This window comes from Rhodococcus sp. Q1, from assembly GCF_004153645.1.
Taxonomy (GTDB): domain Bacteria; phylum Actinomycetota; class Actinomycetes; order Mycobacteriales; family Mycobacteriaceae; genus Rhodococcus; species Rhodococcus gordoniae.
The window spans coordinates 293,560-310,427 of record NZ_SDMJ01000002.1 but is presented as its reverse complement, the minus strand read 5'-3'; the positions used below and the strand labels follow the sequence as shown (position 1 = coordinate 310,427).

General features: G+C 67.8%; 17 protein-coding genes and 1 tRNA gene. 7 read left to right on the top strand and 11 right to left on the bottom strand.

Annotated features, from left to right (window positions below; translation table 11 throughout):
- Window positions 1-573, bottom strand: coding sequence for a DinB family protein (locus EQ874_RS06250; protein ID WP_129976269.1), 573 nt, complete (start codon window positions 571-573; stop codon window positions 1-3).
- Window positions 574-634: 61 nt separating this feature from the next.
- Here EQ874_RS06250 and EQ874_RS06245 point away from each other — a divergent pair, with 61 nt between their 5' ends.
- From EQ874_RS06245 to EQ874_RS06225, 4 genes are all read left to right on the top strand, one after another.
- The gene (locus EQ874_RS06245) at window positions 635-1,597 is read left to right on the top strand and encodes a YafY family protein (RefSeq protein ID WP_129976267.1); all 963 of its coding nucleotides are present in this window, start codon (window positions 635-637) and stop codon (window positions 1,595-1,597) included.
- 223 nt (window positions 1,598-1,820) lie between these two features.
- Window positions 1,821-2,948, top strand: coding sequence for an NDMA-dependent alcohol dehydrogenase (locus EQ874_RS06235; RefSeq protein ID WP_064064171.1), 1,128 nt, complete (start codon window positions 1,821-1,823; stop codon window positions 2,946-2,948).
- Between the two features lie 52 nt (window positions 2,949-3,000).
- The gene (locus EQ874_RS06230; RefSeq protein ID WP_129976265.1) at window positions 3,001-3,813 is read left to right on the top strand and encodes a serine hydrolase domain-containing protein; all 813 of its coding nucleotides are present in this window, start codon (window positions 3,001-3,003) and stop codon (window positions 3,811-3,813) included.
- Window positions 3,814-3,936: 123 nt separating this feature from the next.
- Window positions 3,937-4,446 (top strand): DUF3145 domain-containing protein, encoded by a 510-nt coding sequence (locus EQ874_RS06225; RefSeq protein WP_016933194.1) that lies wholly within the window; start codon window positions 3,937-3,939, stop codon window positions 4,444-4,446.
- Between the two features lie 112 nt (window positions 4,447-4,558).
- Here EQ874_RS06225 and EQ874_RS06220 read toward each other — a convergent pair whose 3' ends face one another.
- The 6 genes from EQ874_RS06220 to aceE all read right to left on the bottom strand — a co-directional run bounded on the left by EQ874_RS06220 (window position 4,559) and on the right by aceE (window position 13,011).
- Window positions 4,559-5,992 (bottom strand): carboxyl transferase domain-containing protein, encoded by a 1,434-nt coding sequence (locus tag EQ874_RS06220; protein WP_016933195.1) that lies wholly within the window; start codon window positions 5,990-5,992, stop codon window positions 4,559-4,561.
- 91 nt (window positions 5,993-6,083) lie between these two features.
- Window positions 6,084-7,340 (bottom strand): KasA/KasB family beta-ketoacyl-ACP synthase, encoded by a 1,257-nt coding sequence (locus tag EQ874_RS06215; protein ID WP_165369212.1) that lies wholly within the window; start codon window positions 7,338-7,340, stop codon window positions 6,084-6,086.
- A complete protein-coding gene (gene acpM / locus EQ874_RS06210) occupies window positions 7,337-7,615 on the bottom strand; it encodes a meromycolate extension acyl carrier protein AcpM (protein ID WP_016691373.1) in 279 nt (92 codons plus the stop codon). Before acpM ends, EQ874_RS06215 begins: the two co-directional genes overlap by 4 nt.
- 120 nt (window positions 7,616-7,735) lie before the next feature.
- Window positions 7,736-8,653 (bottom strand): ACP S-malonyltransferase, encoded by a 918-nt coding sequence (locus tag EQ874_RS06205; protein WP_084421766.1) that lies wholly within the window; start codon window positions 8,651-8,653, stop codon window positions 7,736-7,738.
- Window positions 8,654-8,781: 128 nt separating this feature from the next.
- Window positions 8,782-10,095 carry a helix-turn-helix domain-containing protein gene (locus EQ874_RS06200; protein ID WP_242496665.1) on the bottom strand — a complete coding sequence of 438 codons (1,314 nt, stop codon included), beginning with the start codon at window positions 10,093-10,095 and terminating at the stop codon, window positions 8,782-8,784.
- 66 nt (window positions 10,096-10,161) lie between these two features.
- Window positions 10,162-13,011, bottom strand: a complete 2,850-nt coding sequence (gene aceE, locus EQ874_RS06195; protein WP_064064127.1) for a pyruvate dehydrogenase (acetyl-transferring), homodimeric type — start codon at window positions 13,009-13,011, stop codon at window positions 10,162-10,164.
- Window positions 13,012-13,337: 326 nt separating this feature from the next.
- On the opposite strand from aceE, the gene EQ874_RS06190 reads away from it, so the two are divergent.
- The 3 genes from EQ874_RS06190 to EQ874_RS06180 all read left to right on the top strand — a co-directional run bounded on the left by EQ874_RS06190 (window position 13,338) and on the right by EQ874_RS06180 (window position 14,360).
- Window positions 13,338-13,760, top strand: a complete 423-nt coding sequence (locus EQ874_RS06190; RefSeq protein ID WP_016933310.1) for a DUF3052 domain-containing protein — start codon at window positions 13,338-13,340, stop codon at window positions 13,758-13,760.
- Window positions 13,761-13,791: 31 nt separating this feature from the next.
- Window positions 13,792-14,256: a peroxiredoxin gene (locus EQ874_RS06185; protein ID WP_064064128.1), complete on the top strand. Its 465-nt coding sequence runs from the start codon at window positions 13,792-13,794 to the stop codon at window positions 14,254-14,256.
- A 32-nt stretch (window positions 14,257-14,288) separates the two neighbouring features.
- Window positions 14,289-14,360: transfer RNA gene (locus tag EQ874_RS06180), tRNA-Val, on the top strand.
- A 73-nt stretch (window positions 14,361-14,433) separates the two neighbouring features.
- Here the strand turns inward: EQ874_RS06180 and EQ874_RS06175 are convergent.
- Genes EQ874_RS06175 through EQ874_RS06160 form a run of 4 tightly spaced genes read right to left on the bottom strand, consistent with a single transcriptional unit; the run spans window position 14,434 to window position 16,855 of the window.
- Window positions 14,434-14,793 carry a DUF5655 domain-containing protein gene (locus tag EQ874_RS06175; RefSeq protein WP_026003102.1) on the bottom strand — a complete coding sequence of 120 codons (360 nt, stop codon included), beginning with the start codon at window positions 14,791-14,793 and terminating at the stop codon, window positions 14,434-14,436.
- A gap of 38 nt (window positions 14,794-14,831) precedes the next feature.
- Entirely contained in the window at window positions 14,832-15,668 is an 837-nt protein-coding gene (locus tag EQ874_RS06170; protein WP_026003103.1) for an SURF1 family protein, read from the bottom strand.
- Between the two features lie 28 nt (window positions 15,669-15,696).
- A complete protein-coding gene (locus EQ874_RS06165; protein WP_129976263.1) occupies window positions 15,697-16,167 on the bottom strand; it encodes a low molecular weight protein-tyrosine-phosphatase in 471 nt (156 codons plus the stop codon).
- Window positions 16,157-16,855, bottom strand: coding sequence for an HAD hydrolase-like protein (locus tag EQ874_RS06160; protein ID WP_129976261.1), 699 nt, complete (start codon window positions 16,853-16,855; stop codon window positions 16,157-16,159). The genes EQ874_RS06165 and EQ874_RS06160 overlap by 11 nt, the downstream gene beginning before the upstream one ends.
- Window positions 16,856-16,868 lie beyond the last annotated feature (13 nt).

Here is a 16,868-nt window from a genome sequence, read left to right as displayed (position 1 = left end):
TCAGCTCGTCTCCTCTCGGGCTCGGCTACGGGAATGCAGGTACAGGTCCCGCAGGAGGCAGACCTCGGACAGATGGTGGATGAGTTCGCGGTTGATGTGCAGGACCAGCATGCCCATCGGGTACTGCGCGTACGGTCCTTCCGCCTCACCGCACGGCCGGGCGAGTCCGTCTTCCCCGAGTGATTCGACGCCTGCGATCCACGTCGAGAGTTCGGCATCGAGCTGGGCCAGGGCCTCGTCGGCGGTCGCTGCGTACTCGAACGTCGTGTAGTCGGTGGGGGTGCGCCCGAAGTGGCTCGCATTGCGCATCGCCAGCACGCCGACGAGTACGTGCCCGAGTCGCCACGCGATGGTCGTGAACGGCGGCGGATCGGGTTCGGGGAAGGCGAAGTCGATGGTCATCGCCCCGGCTCCGCCCTGCACGGGAGCGGTACTCGTCCCGCGTGGCCGCACACTCCAGCAGCCCGGGGCGGGCTCGAAGAAGTATTCGTCGTCGGTCAGGCCGTCGAGACGGCGGCGGACCGGATAGTCGAGTTGCTGTCGCAAGAGGTGGTTCCAGGCGAGTTCCGTCATGGCTCCAGGTTGACGCATATTGCGGACAGGGTCGGTCCGTGATCCGTGCGACCATCGTCGTATGACCGTCGAGTCGACCACCGAACGGGTCCTGCGGATGCTGGCACTGCTGCAGAGCCGCCCGTCCTGGACCGCCGTCGAACTCGCCGCGGAGCTCGGTGTGACCGATCGCTCGGTGCGTCGCGACGTCGATCGTCTGCGTGCCCTCGGCTATCCCGTGCGCGCGTCTCCCGGAGTCGGGGGCGGCTATCAGCTCGGAGCCGGCACGAGGTTGCCGCCGCTGCTCCTGCACGACGACGAGGCGATCGCCACGGCGGTGTCGTTGCGACTGGCGTCGGGCAGCACGATCGCCGGAGCCGCCGAGGCGGCGCTGCGCGCCCTGGCCACACTCGACCAGGTGATGCCACCGCGCCTGCGCGAGAAGGTGCGGGCGATCTACGGCGCCACCGAGACCGTCGTCGGCGCGGGTACGGAGATCGACGCCGACATGCTGATGGCGCTGGCCCGCGCCTGCCGCGACGCGACCCGCGTGCGGTTCCGGTACACCACCCGCCTGGATGCGGACGACGAGCGCACGGTGGAACCGGTGCGGATGGTCGCAGCGGGACAACGCTGGTACCTCATGGCCTGGGACGTCGACCGCGACGACTGGCGTACCTTCCGGCTCGACCGGATGCGCGAGGTGACACCCACGACGTGGCGGTTCCGGCCGCGGCAGCATCCCGATCCGGTGGCCTACGTCCAGCGGTCGGTGACGGAGTCGCCCTACCGGTACATCGCGCGGATCCGACTACGGGCGGACGCCGACCGGGTGCGCGACATGGTGCCGCCGCAGGTCGGGCGGGTCGAGGAGGACGAGGACGGATGGTGCGTGCTCGTCGTCGGCGCGGACGACCCGGACTGGATCGTGATGCATGTCGCGCGAATGGGTTTCGAAGCGGTCGTCCTCGAGCCATCGGAGCTTCGGGCGGCTGCGGACCGGCTCGCGACGCGCCTCGCCGCGATCGCCCGTGCCGATCGGTGACGAGCCGAAGCGGTGTCCCGGTGCGGGATCGGGCCTCGGCGCCCATCGACTCGGCGAGGATCGGCCACGCCGTGCGCAGATCGTCCTCCCGGTAGCCCCACGACTGCGTTCCGTCGGAATCGGGTTCGGCGGTGACCGGGACAGTGAGTAGAACCTGTTCCAATTCTGTGCGATTGTGGCTATCGTCACGTGCACAACCGGCAATGCGATGGAGGCGAGCCAGATGAAGACCAAGGGTGCAGTGCTGTGGGGCATCGACGAACCGTGGTCGGTCGAGGAGATCGAGCTCGGCGACCCTGTCGCGGGTGAAGTGCAGATCCGCATGGAAGCCGCCGGCATGTGCCATTCCGACCATCACATCGTCACGGGTGCCACGCCGATGCCGGCCTATCCGGTGATGGGTGGTCACGAGGGTGCAGGTGTCATCACCAAGGTCGGCGACGGGGTCACCGGTCTCGAGGTGGGCGACCACGTGGTGCTCTCGTTCGTGCCGGCCTGCGGCCGGTGTCCGTCCTGTGTGATGGGGCAGTCCAATCTCTGTGATCTCGGTGCCGGACTGCTCAGCGGCCTGGCCATCGCCGACGGGACCAACCGCGTCCATGCGCAGGGCAAGCCCGTGATCCCGATGGTGCTGCTGGGGACGTTCGCGCCGTACATGACCGTCCACGAGACCCAGGTGGTCAAGATCGACAAGGACGTTCCCTTCGAGCTCGCGGCACTCGTGGGGTGCGGCGTGCCCACCGGCTGGGGTTCGGCCACGCACGTCGCCGACGTGAAGGCGGGGGACTTCGTGGCCGTCATCGGGGTCGGCGGCGTGGGCATGAGCGCGCTGCAGGGTGCGGTCGCGTCCGGTGCACGTTACGTCTTCGCCATCGATCCGGTGCCGTGGAAGCGCGAGCAGGCGATGAAGTTCGGTGCCACGCACACCTTCGCCTCCATCGAGGAAGCCATCGTGCCCATCATGGAGATCACGTGGGGACGCATGTGCCACAAGACGATCATCACCGTGGGGGAGATGAAGGGAGAGTACGTCGATCCCTCGCTCACCATCACCGGCAAGGGCGGGACGTGCGTCGTCACCGCCATGGGTCATATGGCGGACATGGACGTCAAGCTGAACGCCTTCATGTTCTCGATGCTCCAGAAGGAGCTCAAGGGCAACATATTCGGTGGCTGCAACGCGCGGGTGGACATCCCGAACCTGCTCGACCTGTACAAGTCCGGTCAGCTGAACCTGGCCGACATGGTCACGCGCACCTACACCCTCGAGCAGGTCAACGACGGATACCGGGACATGCTCGAGGGCAGGAACATCCGCGGCGTCATCCGGTACACCGAAGCCGATTGGTGACCGGCGCCGACCGGTGACCTCGCCCCGTCGGGTCGTCTCGTAGGCTGATCGCGTGCACAGCCTCGATCCGATCAGCGACTGGCCCGTCGACCGTTCCGCCGCCGCAGTGGTGACCCGCGACGGCGGAACGGTCGCGTCCCGGGGGGAGCTCGACGAGGTCTTCCCGCTCGCGTCCGTGACGAAGCCGCTCGTGGCGTACGCGGTCCTGGTGGCCGTCGAAGAGGGCGCGATCGAACTCGATCAGCCCGCGGGTCCCGAGGGGTCGACGGTGCGGCATCTGCTCGCCCACGCCTCGGGTCTGGCGTTCGGTGAGCGCACCGTGCAGACCGAGCCCGAGCGGAAGCGGATCTACTCGAGCGCGGGCTTCGAGGTACTCGCCGAACTCGTCGAGACGGAAACCGACATCGAGTTCCCGGAATACCTCCGGCAGGCGGTCTTCGAGCCGCTCGGCATGCGGTCCTCTTCCCTGCCCGGTCCGGCCGGCCACGGTGCGCAGTCGTCGGTGGCCGATCTCGCTCTGTTCGCGCGCGAATTGCTCACGCCTGTTCTGGTCTCGCCCGGAACGGTCGCCGAGGCGACCGCAGTGCAGTTCCCGGGGCTGAACGGACTCGTACCGGGCTACGGGATGTTCAAGCCCAACGACTGGGGTCTCGGATTCGAGATCCGGGGCGAGAAGAATCCGCATTGGACCGCCACGCGGAATTCGCCGCGCACTTTCGGTCATTTCGGTCAATCCGGAACGTTCATTTGGGTAGATCCCGAAATTTCCGTCGCCACTGTGGTACTTACTGATCGTGCGTTCGGAGATTGGGCGAAGCCTCTCTGGCCCGCCCTCGGGGACGGGATCATCACCGAATTCACATGAACCTCTCTGGTTCGCTGGCGAAACACCCGCCACACGGGCACACTTGTACGCAGCCCGCATGGAGAAGCCTTGATCGGCGAAGGTCGTTGGGGAAGACGTCCTGGTCGAATCGGAGGTGAATGTATGCGCGCATCCAACCAATTCGCGGATGCCACGGCGGGGGTGATCTATGTCCACTCCTCTCCGGCGGCCGTGTGCCCGCACATCGAGTGGGCGCTGGCCGACATCCTCGACTGCCGGCCCGACCTCGCGTGGACGGGTCAGCCCGCCTCCCCGGGCCTACTGCGTACCTGCGTCGATTGGGTCGGGCCCGTCGGCACGGCCGCACGACTGGCCGACGTGCTGCGCTCGTGGCCGATGCTCCGCTTCGAGATCACCGAGAACCCCAGCGAGGGTGTGGACGGCGAACGCTTCAGCTACGTCCCCCGACTGGGCCTGTGGCGGGGGGCCACCAGTGCCAACGGCGACATCGTCGTCGGAGAGATGCGTCTGCGTGCCCTGCTGTCCTCCGCTTCCGACGTCACGAGCGAACTGCACCGCGCCCTCGGGACCGCATGGGACGAGGAACTCGAGCCGTACCGCAGCGGCGACGAAGGCGCCCAGGTGACATGGCTCCGCCGGGACGTCGGCTGACCGCGGTCGCCGCCCCGGAATCACGACCGGAACGCACCCCACAGCTTTGACGAGAACACCGGCATCGCTCCTCGGAGCGATGCCGGTGTTCTTCTGCCGTGGAAGAGCAGTATCAGAGCGGAATGTTCTTGTGCCGTCCGCGAACCGCAGGGGCGGCAGCGAGTGCAGCGGCCAGGGTGCTGCGCGTGGTGGCCGGATCGATCATCTCGTCGACGACACCGATGGCCATCGCGCGCCCGACACCGCCGGCGATCGCCTCGTGCTCCGCGGCGAGCCGATCGTGCAGCGCCTCGCGCTCCTCCTCGGACGCCGCGGCGAGGGCCTTCTTGTGGAGGATGCCCACGGCTGCCTTCGCGCCCATCACGGCCACCTCGGACTCCGGCCACGCGTAGACGGCGGTGGCCCCGAGAGCCCGAGAATTCATCGCGATGTACGCGCCGCCGTAGATCTTGCGCGTCACGAGCGTGACGCGGGGAACCTTCGCCTCGGCGAACGCGTGGAGCAGCTTGGCGCCGCGTCGCACGACACCCTCCCACTCCTGGTTCACGCCGGGAAGGTAACCGGGAACGTCGACGATCACGACGAGCGGAACGCCGAAGGCATTGCACATCCGCACGAATCGCGCTGCCTTCTCGGCGCTCTCGGAGTTGAGGCATCCACCGAGGCGGAGCGGGTTGTTGGCGATGACACCGACCGTGCGGCCGCCGAGACGACCGAAACCGGTGACGATGCTGCGCGCCCAACCGCCCTGGATCTCCTCGAAGGCGGACTCGCCGTCGACGTTGTCGAGCAACCGGTGGACGATCGGCCGCACGTCGTATGCGCGTCGCGGCGACTCGGGCATCAGTGCCCGCAGGTCGGTGTCGCCGAGTGCCGCTGCGGCGACGTCGAATTCGCCTTGTTCGGCGAGCATCGACACGAGACGGCGTGCCCGGTGCAGAGCGTCGGTCTCGTCGTGCGCGGCGATGTGGGCGACACCGGACTTCTTGGTGTGCGTGTCGGGGCCGCCGAGCGACTCCATGTCGACCTGCTCGCCGGTGACGCTGCGCACCACGTCCGGGCCGGTGACGAAGACACGGCCCTCGGGGGCCATGATGACGATGTCGGTCAGGGCCGGGCCGTAGGCGGCACCACCGGCCGCGAAGCCGAGAACGACGGAGATCTGGGGGACGAGACCGGACGCGCGCACCATGGCCTCGAAGACCAGGCCCACGGCGTGGAGGGCCTCGACACCTTCGGCCAGACGCGCGCCCCCGGAGTGGAAGATGCCCACCACGGGGATCTCGTGATCGATGGCGTAGTCGATGGCGGAGACGATGTGCTTGCATCCCTCGACGCCCATGGCGCCACCCATGACGGTGGCATCGGAGCAGTACGCGACCGTGCGGATGCCGTCGACGTCGCCGACGGCGGCGAGGACGCCCGACTTGTCGCGGCTGTGCAGCAACTCCAGGCTGCCCGGGTCGAACAGTTTCTCGAGACGGGCCAACGGATCTCTGGGGTCCACCGACGTCTCACGCAGGGTGGCTGGATCCAGGATGGTCATCGGGTACTCCTCGGGCAGACGCGGTGGTGGTGGGCTGTGGTGGAGGCTCCGGGCGGAGCCTCCACCACAGGGGGCGGACAGGCGTCGACGGTCAGGCGCGACCGAAAGCGAGCGCCACGTTGTGCCCACCGAAACCGAACGAGTTGTTCAGCGCGAAATCGATCCGGCCGGAACGCGGTTCGCCCTTGACCACGTCGAGATCGATCCCTGGATCCTGGTTCTCGAGATTCAGCGTGGGAGGGATGACCCCGTCACGCAGCGTCAGGACCGTGAGTACTGCTTCGAGTGCACCCACCGCACCGATCGAGTGACCGAGCGCGGACTTGGGGGCGTAGATCGCGGCATGGTTGCCCACGGCCGCGTTGATGGCCTTGGCTTCGGCCACGTCGCCGATCGGGGTGGCCGTCGCGTGCGCGTTGACGTGCCCGATATCGGCCTTGGTGAGCCCGGCGGTCTCGATCGCCCGCCGCATGGCCCGTGCCGCACCCGTGCCTTCCGGATCGGGGGCGACGATGTGGTACCCGTCGGAGGTGATGCCGGCGCCGAGGATGCGACCGTGGATGGTCGCTCCGCGTGCTTTGGCATGCTCCTCGCTCTCGAGCACCATCAGCGCGCCGGCCTCGCCGAAGACGAAACCGTCGCGGTCCTTGTCGAACGGGCGCGACGCACCGCGCGGGTCGTCGTTGCGGGTGCTCAGCGCCCGCATCATCGCGAAGCCCGCGGTGGCGACCGCGTCCAGCTGACCTTCGACACCACCGGTGACGACGATGTCGGCGTCGCCGAAGGCGATCATCCGGTACGCGTTGGCGATCGCCTCGGATCCGGACGAGCACGCCGAGACCGGGGTGATGACCCCCGCGCGAGCACCGAGTTCGAGCCCGACGGTGGCCGACGGCCCGTTCGGCATGATCATCTGCACCGCGAACGGCGAGACCTTGCGGTACCCGCCCTGACGGAGCTTGTCGACGGCGTCGATGAGCGATTCGCCACCACCGAGGCCCGTACCGATGACCACACCGAGACGGTCCTTGTCGACCTCGGGGCTGCCGGCGTTCTGCCAGACGGTGCGCCCGAGGGTGAGCGCGAGGCGCTCGACGAAGCTCATCCGACGGAGCTCCACGCGGGACAGGCCCTCGTCGGGGCTGACCTTCAGAGTTCCGCCGATGCGCACCGGCAGGTCGTACTCGTCGACGAATCCGCCGTCGATGGTGCCGATCCCGCTCTCACCGGCCAGCAGTGCCTTCCAGGTGGAGTCCACGTCGCCGGCGATCGACGTCGTGGCCGCGAGGCTGGTGACGACGACGTTGCGGAGTGCCCGAGGAGAAGGGGAGGTCACAGCAGAACTCATTCGTTGTCGTTCGTGGCCTGAACGCCTGCGGCCTCGAGCTTCTGGATGTAGTTCACGGCGTCGCCGACGGTGCGGAGACCGGCGAGATCCTCGTCGGGGATCTTCACGCCGTACTTGTCCTCGGTCTGGACGGCGATCTCGACCATGGACAGCGAGTCGATGTCGAGGTCGTCGACGAAGGACTTCTCGACGGTCACCTCGGAGGGCTCGATGCCGGTGACCTCTTCGATGATCTCGGCGAGACCGGCGATGATTTCTTCCTGGGTGGCGGCCACGATGTGGCTCCCTTCTCGATCTGTCGACTATGTCGTTCGAAACCGGCCGGATGTTTCCGACCGGGGCTCCGGGGATGTCCCGGTGAGGTGCCCGTGCTGTGCGACGGCGCGCGCAGCAACCTAACCGAGTTGAAGACTTTCGGCCAGAGCGGAAATTTCCGCGGGGGTCTTGAGGGCGAGGGTGGGCGTGCCGCGCATGTCGCGCTTGGCGATGCCCACCAGCGTGCCGGCGGGGGGAAGCTCGACGATCCGGCTCACCTGCGCCTCGCGCAGAGAAGCGGTGCACAGATCCCACCGGACGGGCCGGGTGACCTGGGCTGCGAGACGTTCGAGGGCGTCGGCTCCGGAGGTGACGGGCTTGCCGTCGTAGTTCGACAGCAGCGTGTGCGTCGGGTCCGAAGGGGTGATCTTCGCCGCGGCGGCGGCCACGGCGTCCTGGGCGGGTGCCATGAATCGGGTGTGGAAGGCACCGGCGACCGGCAGTGCGCGGACGCGGGCCTTCTCGGGCGGGTTCGCAGCGAGTTCCTCGAGCGCGGTCAGGCGCCCTGCTGCGACGATCTGGCCTGCCGCGTTCATGTTGGCGGGGGTCAGATCCAGCTCGGCGAGGCGCGCGAGCACCTCGTCCTCCGCGCCGCCGAGGACGGCGGACATTCCGGTGGGTTCGATCGCGCACGCACGGGCCATCTCGGCCCCGCGGATCGCGGCCAGGGCGACGGCGTCGTCGGCGCTGATGACACCCGCGATGGCGGCTGCGGCGAGTTCGCCGACGGAGTGGCCGGCGACGATCGTGTCGGCAGGCACGAGGCCGCGACGGTCGAGGTCCTCGAAGGCCAGGAGTGCGGAGGCCACCACGAGCGGCTGGGTCACCGCGGTGTCGGTGATCTCGTCTGCGGTGGCGGTGGTGCCCAGTCGCGCGAGGTCGAGTCCCGCCGTCTGCGACCACAGATCGATGCGGTCGCGCGCTCCGGACTGCTCGAGCCACGGGGCGAGCATTCCGGGTGTCTGAGACCCCTGACCGGGGGCAAGCAGCGAAATCACGATCACCAGGGAACACCGGAAGTGCGCCCCCGCGAGATGTCGGTAGCGATGAAAGCTGGCGCCTCGATTTGTAGGGTTCCCACAAATCTGCACGTCGGTGGTCGCTATCGGGTGAAAGGCCCGAGACGTTACGTGTCCGATTCGCGAATTGTGAATCGAGTGACAGGTGGTGCAGGTGATCTCAATTCGTTATGGCTTCGTGCCAGGCGGCCCACCGTCGCCGCGATCCGGAGCACGTACGCGTCGCGAGGATTTGTGGGATCTCGACCCGTTACCTCTGTGATCCGCTTCAATCGATACCGCACGGTATTTGGATGAACAAACAGCTTTCGGGCACAAGTCTCGACAGCGCCCCCACTGTCGAGGTATGCGTCCAGCGTGTCCGCGAGGGACGGTCCCGCAGCCGCCAGCGGGGCGACGACGAAGTCCTCGAGCGCGGCGATCGCACCCGGATCACCGAGCAGCGCACGCTCGGGCAGCAACTCCGCGGCATGCACCGGCCGGGGAGCGCCCGGCCAGCCCACCACGGCCTCCATCCCGGCGAGCGCTTCGACCGCGGAGACATGCGCGGTCGTCAGCGTGGGCGTCGTCGGGCCGATCACCACCGGGTCGTCCGAGAACGCGCGCATCAACTCGGTACGGAAGGTCGCCGCATCCGCCGAACCGTGCAGATCGCCGCTGACCACCATCACCAGACGTTCGCCCTGCACCACGGCCAGAGCTGCGCGCCCGTGCTCCTGAGCGACGGTGTGCACGGTGGTGATCACCGAGACCCCTTGATCCGGCGGGGGAGTACCGACGATCACCGTCGCCGGGGCCGTGGCATCCCAGTTGAGGGTCGCGGCCCGCGACTGCATGTCGGGACCGGTGTCCCCGCGCACCACGGCGTCGACGACGAGGGCCTCGAGCCGCGTGTCCCACGCACCCCGGGACTCGGCGGCCCCCGCATATACCGCGGCCGCGGCGAAGCCGAGTTCGCGTCCGTACCGGAGGATCGCCTCGGTGAGCGCGACCAGCTGTTCCTCGTTGCGGGCGAGGGCCGGCAGCCACTGCTCGAAGAACTCCATCGCCGCGCGGACCATGTCCACCGTCTGACGCAGCGTCAGCCGCCGCGCGAGATCCTGCGGGATCATCTGGAAAGCGTCGAGACTGAACCGCAGGTCGCTGTCGGGATTGCGCACCCATTCGAGAAAATCGACCACCGACGTCTGGATGACCAGTTGCACCGTCGAACGCTGCGACGCGTCGAGGTCGGCGAAGAACGGCAACTGCTCCTGCATGACGTGCACGGCCTCGGTGGACAGTCGCCCCGAGAACTGCTTGACCCGACGGAGCAGAGCGTCGGGCAGCGGCGCCCGCTCGGGACGCGAAGGCGGCACCGGGCGCTCCCTGTGAGCACCCGGTACCTGCCCGATCCGGCGGGGTTGCGGCTCGTCGACCATGGGACGAAAGTACCCGCCGGTCGCGAGCCGGCCGTCACGCCACGACGGACGTGACGTCGAGGTGGGTCAGGCGACGCCCGGATCCGCCATCGACACCGGGGCGGCCGTCACGTCGTCGATCTTGTAGGTGCGGGCCGCCTCGACGGCCTTCTCACGGTCGACGGCACCTTCGCGGCCCAGCGCTGCGAGCACCGCGACCACCGTGGACTCCGCGTCGATGTTGAAGACGCGACGCGCGGCACCACGGGTGTCGGAGAAGCCGAAGCCGTCGGCCCCGAGCACCGTGTAGTCGCCGGGCACCCACTTGCGGATCTGGTCGGGCACCGCACGCATCCAGTCGGACACCGCGACGAACGGACCTGCCGCGTCGTTGAGCACCGACGCGACGTAGGGCACCGGAGCTTCCTCACCGGGGTTGAGCAGTGCCTGACGGTCGCACTCGACGCCGTCGCGGCGCAGCTCGCCCCATGAGGTGACGGACCAGACGTCGGCGGACACGCCCCACTCGTCGGCGAGCATCTGCTGCGCGCGCAGCGCCTCGGGCATCATCACGCCCGAGACCAGGATCTGCGCCTTCGGGCCGGATTCCGCACCCCGCTTGTACAGGTAGATACCGCGGAGCAGACCGTCGACGTCGAGATCCTCCGGCTCGGCCGGCTGCGAGTACGGCTCGTTGTACACGGTGATGTAGTAGAAGACGTCCTCGCCGCCGAAGCCGTCGACACCCTCGGTACCGCCGTACATCCGCCGCAGACCGTCACGGAAGATGTGGGCGATCTCGTAGGAGAACGCCGGATCGTAGGTGACCGCGGCGGGGTTGGTCGACGCGAGCAGCAGCGAATGCCCGTCGGCGTGCTGCAGGCCCTCACCGGTCAGCGTCGTGCGACCGGCGGTGGCGCCGAGCACGAAACCGCGTGCCATCTGGTCGGCCGCCGCCCACAGACCGTCGCCCGTGCGCTGGAAACCGAACATCGAGTAGAAGATGTACACCGGGATCATCGGCTCGCCCTGCGTCGCGTAGGACGTACCGACCGCCGTGAACGACGCCGTCGAACCGGCCTCGTTGATGCCCTCGTGCAGGATCTGCCCGACCTCGCTCTCCTTGTAGGCGAGCATCAGGTCGGCGTCCACCGAGGTGTAGAGCTGACCGTTGCGGTTGTAGATCTTCAGCGACGGGAACCACGAGTCCATACCGAAGGTGCGGGCCTCGTCCGGGATGATCGGCACGATGCGCTTGCCGATCTCCTTGTCGCGCAACAGTTCCTTGAGCACACGCACGGTCGCCATCGTGGTGGCGACCTCCTGCTTGCCCGAACCCTTGCGGACCACGTCGTAGGTCTTCTCCGCGGGTAGCTGCAGCGGCTTCGTGTTCGTGCGGCGCTCCGGCAGGAAGCCGCCGAGGGACCGTCGCCGCTCGAGCATGTACTGGATCTCGGGTGCCTCGGAACCGGGGTGGTAGTACGGCGGCATCTTCGGATCCTTCTCGAGCTCGGCATCCGAGATCGGGATCCGCTGAAGGTCGCGGAAGTACTTGAGGTCCTCGAGGGTGAGCTTCTTCATCTGGTGGGTCGCGTTGCGGCCCTCGAAGTGCTTACCGAGCGTGTAGCCCTTGATGGTGTGCGCGAGGATCACCGTCGGCTGACCCTTGTGCTCCATGGCGGCCTTGTACGCCGCGTAGATCTTGCGGTAGTCGTGACCGCCACGCTTGAGATTCCAGATGTCCTGGTCGGACAGATCCTTGACCAGTTCCTTCGTCCGCGGGTCGCGGCCGAAGAAGTGCTCGCGCACGAACGCGCCGTCGTTCGCCTTGTACGTCTGGTAGTCGCCGTCGGGCGTGACGTTCATGAGGTTGACCAGCGCGCCGTCCTTGTCGGCGTGCAGCAGGGCATCCCACTCCCGGCCCCACACGACCTTGATGACGTTCCAGCCGGCGCCGCGGAAGAACGACTCCAGCTCCTGGATGATCTTGCCGTTACCGCGCACCGGGCCGTCGAGTCGCTGCAGGTTGCAGTTGACGACGAAGGTCAGGTTGTCGAGACCCTCGGTGGCTGCGACGTGCGCCAGGCCGCGCGATTCCGGCTCGTCCATCTCGCCGTCGCCCAGAAACGCCCAGACATGCTGGTCGGAGGTGTCCTTGATGCCGCGGTCGTGCAGGTAGTGGTTGAACCGTGCCTGGTAGATCGCGTTCATCGGGCCCAGGCCCATGGACACCGTGGGGAACTCCCAGAAGTTCGGGAGCAGACGCGGGTGCGGGTACGACGGCAGGCCGCCGCCGAGCGAGGCGTGGCTGTGTTCCTGACGGAAGCCGTCGAGTTGCTCGGTGCCGATGCGTCCCTCGAGGAAGGCGCGCGCGTAGATGCCGGGGGAGGCGTGGCCCTGGATGAAGACCTGGTCGCCACCGCCGGGATGATCCTTGCCGCGGAAGAAGTGGTTGAAGCCGACCTCGTACAGCGCGGCCGACGAGGCATAGGTGGAGATGTGGCCACCGACGCCGACACCCGGACGCTGCGCGCGGGTGACCATGATCGCCGCGTTCCACCGGATGTACGCGCGGTAGCGGCGCTCGACCTCCTCGTCACCGGGGAACCACGGCTCGCTCTCGGTGGGGATGGTGTTGACGTAATCGGTGGAAGTCAGGGCGGGAAGGGAGACCTTGCGTTCGTTGGCGCGCTCGAGCATGCGCAGCAGCAGGTAGCGTGCGCGGGTGGGGCCTGCGGCCTCGAGCATTCCGTCGAACGACTCGAGCCACTCGTCGGTCTCCGCCGGATCGATGTCCGGCAGGTAGGAGGCCACACCTTCGCGGATCACCCGGACTCGATTGTCCTTGGTCGATGCCGGCTTGGCCGAGGAATCCGGTCCCGATGCGCCCGGTGCGGCGCCTTGTCGGGAATCGGATCCGTGGATCAGGTCTGTCAACGTCTGCTCCTCATCGTGGTGGGCGCGTCGGTGGAGCGCCCTCTCCGTCGGCCGGCTCTTGTGGGAGCCGACGCAATCGACATCTGAACATGATGCAACCCTCATCTTCCCCCATCCGGAACGAAGGATCACGTCGTGGTCCGGCCAACCGGACGGATCGGGCGCGGTGTGAGGTGGTGCAAAAGGTCTCTTCCGAAAGATTCTCCCGCTTTTCCCAGCGATTCGGGTTGCGTTGAGGCTTCCGACGATGTTCGCTTTGACCTATTGATCGTCACGTCGGTGCGCGGAGCCCGCTTCGCGCGCCACAACCCTGAGGAGGAACCACCGTGGTCGCCGCGGCGGATGCCAAGAACTATGTTTCCAAGCTCGGTATCACTCACGACCACGTGGTGCAGGAACTCGGTTGGGACGAGGACACCGACGACGAGTTGAGGGCTGCGATCGAAGAGGTCACCGGTACCGAGCTGCTCGACGAGGACTCCGACGAGGTCGTCGACGTCGTACTGCTGTGGTGGCGCGACAGCGACGGCGACCTGGTCGACACCCTCATGGACGCGATCGGTCCCCTCGCGGACGAGGGCGTCGTGTGGGTCCTGACCCCCAAGACCGGGCGTCCCGATCACGTCGAGCCCAGCGAGATCGCCGAATCGGCCACCACGGCCGGTCTCACCCAGACCACGGCCACCAACCTCGGAGACTGGATCGGCAGCCGCCTCGTCCAGCCCAAGGCCGGCCGTCCCCGCCGCTGACCCGACTCCCAGAACGTAAGGATCCACACGCATGCCGATCGCCGTGGGCACCGAAGCCCCCGATTTCACCCTCAAGGACCAGAACAACCAGGAAGTGACGCTGTCGAGCTTCCGGGGCAGCAAGAACGTGCTCCTGGTGTTCTACCCGCTCGCCTTCACCGGCGTCTGCCAGGGCGAGCTGTGCGCCGTCCGCGACGACCTGCCCACCTTCGAGAACGACGACACCGCCATCCTCGCGGTCTCCGTCGGTCCGTCGCCCAGCCACAAGATCTGGGCGGCCGAGCAGGGCTACACCTTCCCGCTGCTGTCCGACTTCTGGCCGCACGGCGAGGTCGCGCAGGCCTACGGAGTGTTCAACGACAAGTTCGGTTTCGCGAACCGCGGCACGTTCGTCATCGACAAGGACGGCATCGTGCAGTTCGCGGAGGAGAACCAGCCCGGAGAGGCCCGTGACCAGGGAGCTTGGGCCAGAGCGCTCGCCGCGCTAAAGTCCTGATGCGAAGTCGGCGGCATCTGCCGCCGTCTTTCGGGCGTGTAGCTCAGTGGTAGAGCTCTGGTTTTACACACCAGCGGTCGGGGGTTCGAAACCCTCCGCGCCCACAATCCCATTTCGCGATCTATGTGGATCCGGCCCCGCTCAGCGGGGTCGAATCCACCCGAATCGGATGTGTTGTCAGTCGCGCGGTTCCGCCGCGGTGCGGTAGGCGACGTCCAGCAGCTCCACGAAATGGTCGTCGAGTTCGTCGACGGACGAAACGCTCAGCCGGTGCGTGGTCACCGGTCCCTTCTTCGGGAACGCCTCGCGCAGCGTCGCGTGGTGGATGCGCCGGGGGAGATCCAGGGCCACCTCGAGGCGTGAGGCGTAGACGAACGCCGCCGCGAAGGGCAGACCCCGCGACCAGGAGATCTCCGACGCGTGCACACGCTCGGTGACGTCGTCGCCGAGGCCGAGGATCATGGCGCGCACGTGCCGGAACACGTCGACGGCGGCCGGATCCTTGTCGGCCAGATAGTCGTCGACGGTCGTGTACATCGGGAGCTCCTCGGATCGGGGCAGGGTGGTCGGCTCGGTCACCGCGGCCGGCCGTATCGATCGGCGAGCTTCTCGCTCGCGGTGCGTGGCGCCGCTTCCACCGGAGCCCCGGCAGCGTCACCACCGGCTTCCGGATTCTTCGCCTTCTTGCGCTCCCGCATCTCGGCCCACACGAAGTAGCCCAGACCGAGCGGAGCCATGATCCCGAACGCCAGCCACTGCAGGCCGTACGACAGGTACGGGCCGGAGTCGAGCTGGGGGAGGGGGATCACGCCGAGGCCGCCGGCCTGGTCGGCGTCGAGTTGCAGATAGACGTCCTCGAGGTCGAGACCCGTGACGGATGCGACCTGCGGGGCGTCGATGAAGTAGACCTGCTGGTAGCCCGCGTCGAAGAAGGGGTCCTTGCCGTCGACCGTTCCCTCGGACATCCGGATGCGGGCGTCGAGCGTGACGGGGCCGGACGGCGCGGGCGGGATCTCGGGGATCTCGGTGCCGCGGACCGGCCGCACGTACCCGCGGTTGACGAGGATCGTTCCGCCGGAATCGAGTGCGAACGGAGTCAGCACCTCGTAGGCCGGCTGCGACTCGACGCTGCGCAACCGCACGAGCACATCCGACTCGGGGAGGTAGGAGCCCTGCGCGAGCACACGGCGCCACTCGTCCTCGACCGTCGGGCCGTCGCCGCCCAGCAGATCGGCGACGGGAACCGGATCCTGCGCCATCGACGCAGCGATGCGGCCGTTGCGGTCCTCGGTGCTCGTGTTCTTGCCGAGCTGCCACGGCGCGAGGACCGTGAAGCACGCGTAGGCGAAGCCGACGACGACCAGCGCCAGGACCAACCAGCTGGGGCGTAGGAGAAATGTCAATCGGCGCACAGACCCACGGTAGCCGGTGAGGCGCGTCTCACCACTGTCGCACCCGCTCGAGCAGGCCGGGAACCGCGGCTTCGATCTGCTCGCGGACCTGCTCGAACTCGTTCAGGGAGCCGTAGTACGGATCGGGCACGGAATCGTCGTCGGCGTCGGGATCGAACGATCGCAGCAACACACGGCGATCGGAGGGGACACCGAGCCGCGCCAGCGCCCGCTCGTGTGTGGTGGTCATGGCGACGACGAGGTCGGCGGACAGGTGTTCGGTCCCGAGCTTCGCGGCTCGGTGACCGGTGGGATAGCCGTGCCGCTGCAAGACCGCGTCGGTCCGCGGATCCGCCTCGGACCCGACGTGCCAGCCGTGGGTACCGGCGCTGCTGACGCGGATCCGGTCGTCGAGTCCTTCGCGGCGCAGGTGTTCGGCGAAGATCTTCTCGGCCATGGGCGACCGGCAGATGTTGCCGGTGCACACGAAGGTGACGTGGAAGCGGCTGTCAGCGCTCACCGGTGAGCACCTCGCGTAGTTCCTCGACCGAGGCGGTCGTCCGCGCCGCCGCACGGCCCTCGGTCTCGGTCCCGTAACCCCACTCGACGAAGACCGTGGGGATGCCGAAGCGTCCCGCACCGTGGATGTCGTGTTCGCGGTCGCCCACCATCACCACGCCGGTCGTGCCGCCGGCCGCGGTCTCCTGCGGATCGATCCCGAGGGCGGCGAGACTGTGCGCGACGACCTCCCATTTGTGCCGCCGGGAGCCGTCGTCGCTGGCACCGCCGATGAACTCGAAGTATCCGGTCAGACCGAAATGGTCGAGGATCCGTTCGGCGAACGCCTGGGACTTCGACGTCGCGACGGCCAGTCGGCTACCGGCGCCGCGTACGGCCTCGAGCACCGATTCGATGCCGTCGAAGACCGCGTTCTCCGCCCATCCGGTGGCGGAGTAGTAGTCCTTGTACGCTGCGAGCCCCGCAGCGATCTGCTCGTCGTCGAGTCCGAGGCCCTGCAGCGTGTCGCGCATCGGAGGTCCGAGCAACCACTGCAGGTCGCCCTCGGGTGCTTCGAAGCCGGTCGTTTCGGCGGCGTGGAGGAATCCGTTGATCACCCCGGTCGCGGAATCGGTGAGCGTCCCGTCCAGATCGAACAGGACGACGGGGGCGGGGAGCACGAGCGGTCGGGTGGTGGCGAGAGCGGTCACCGGCCCATTCTCC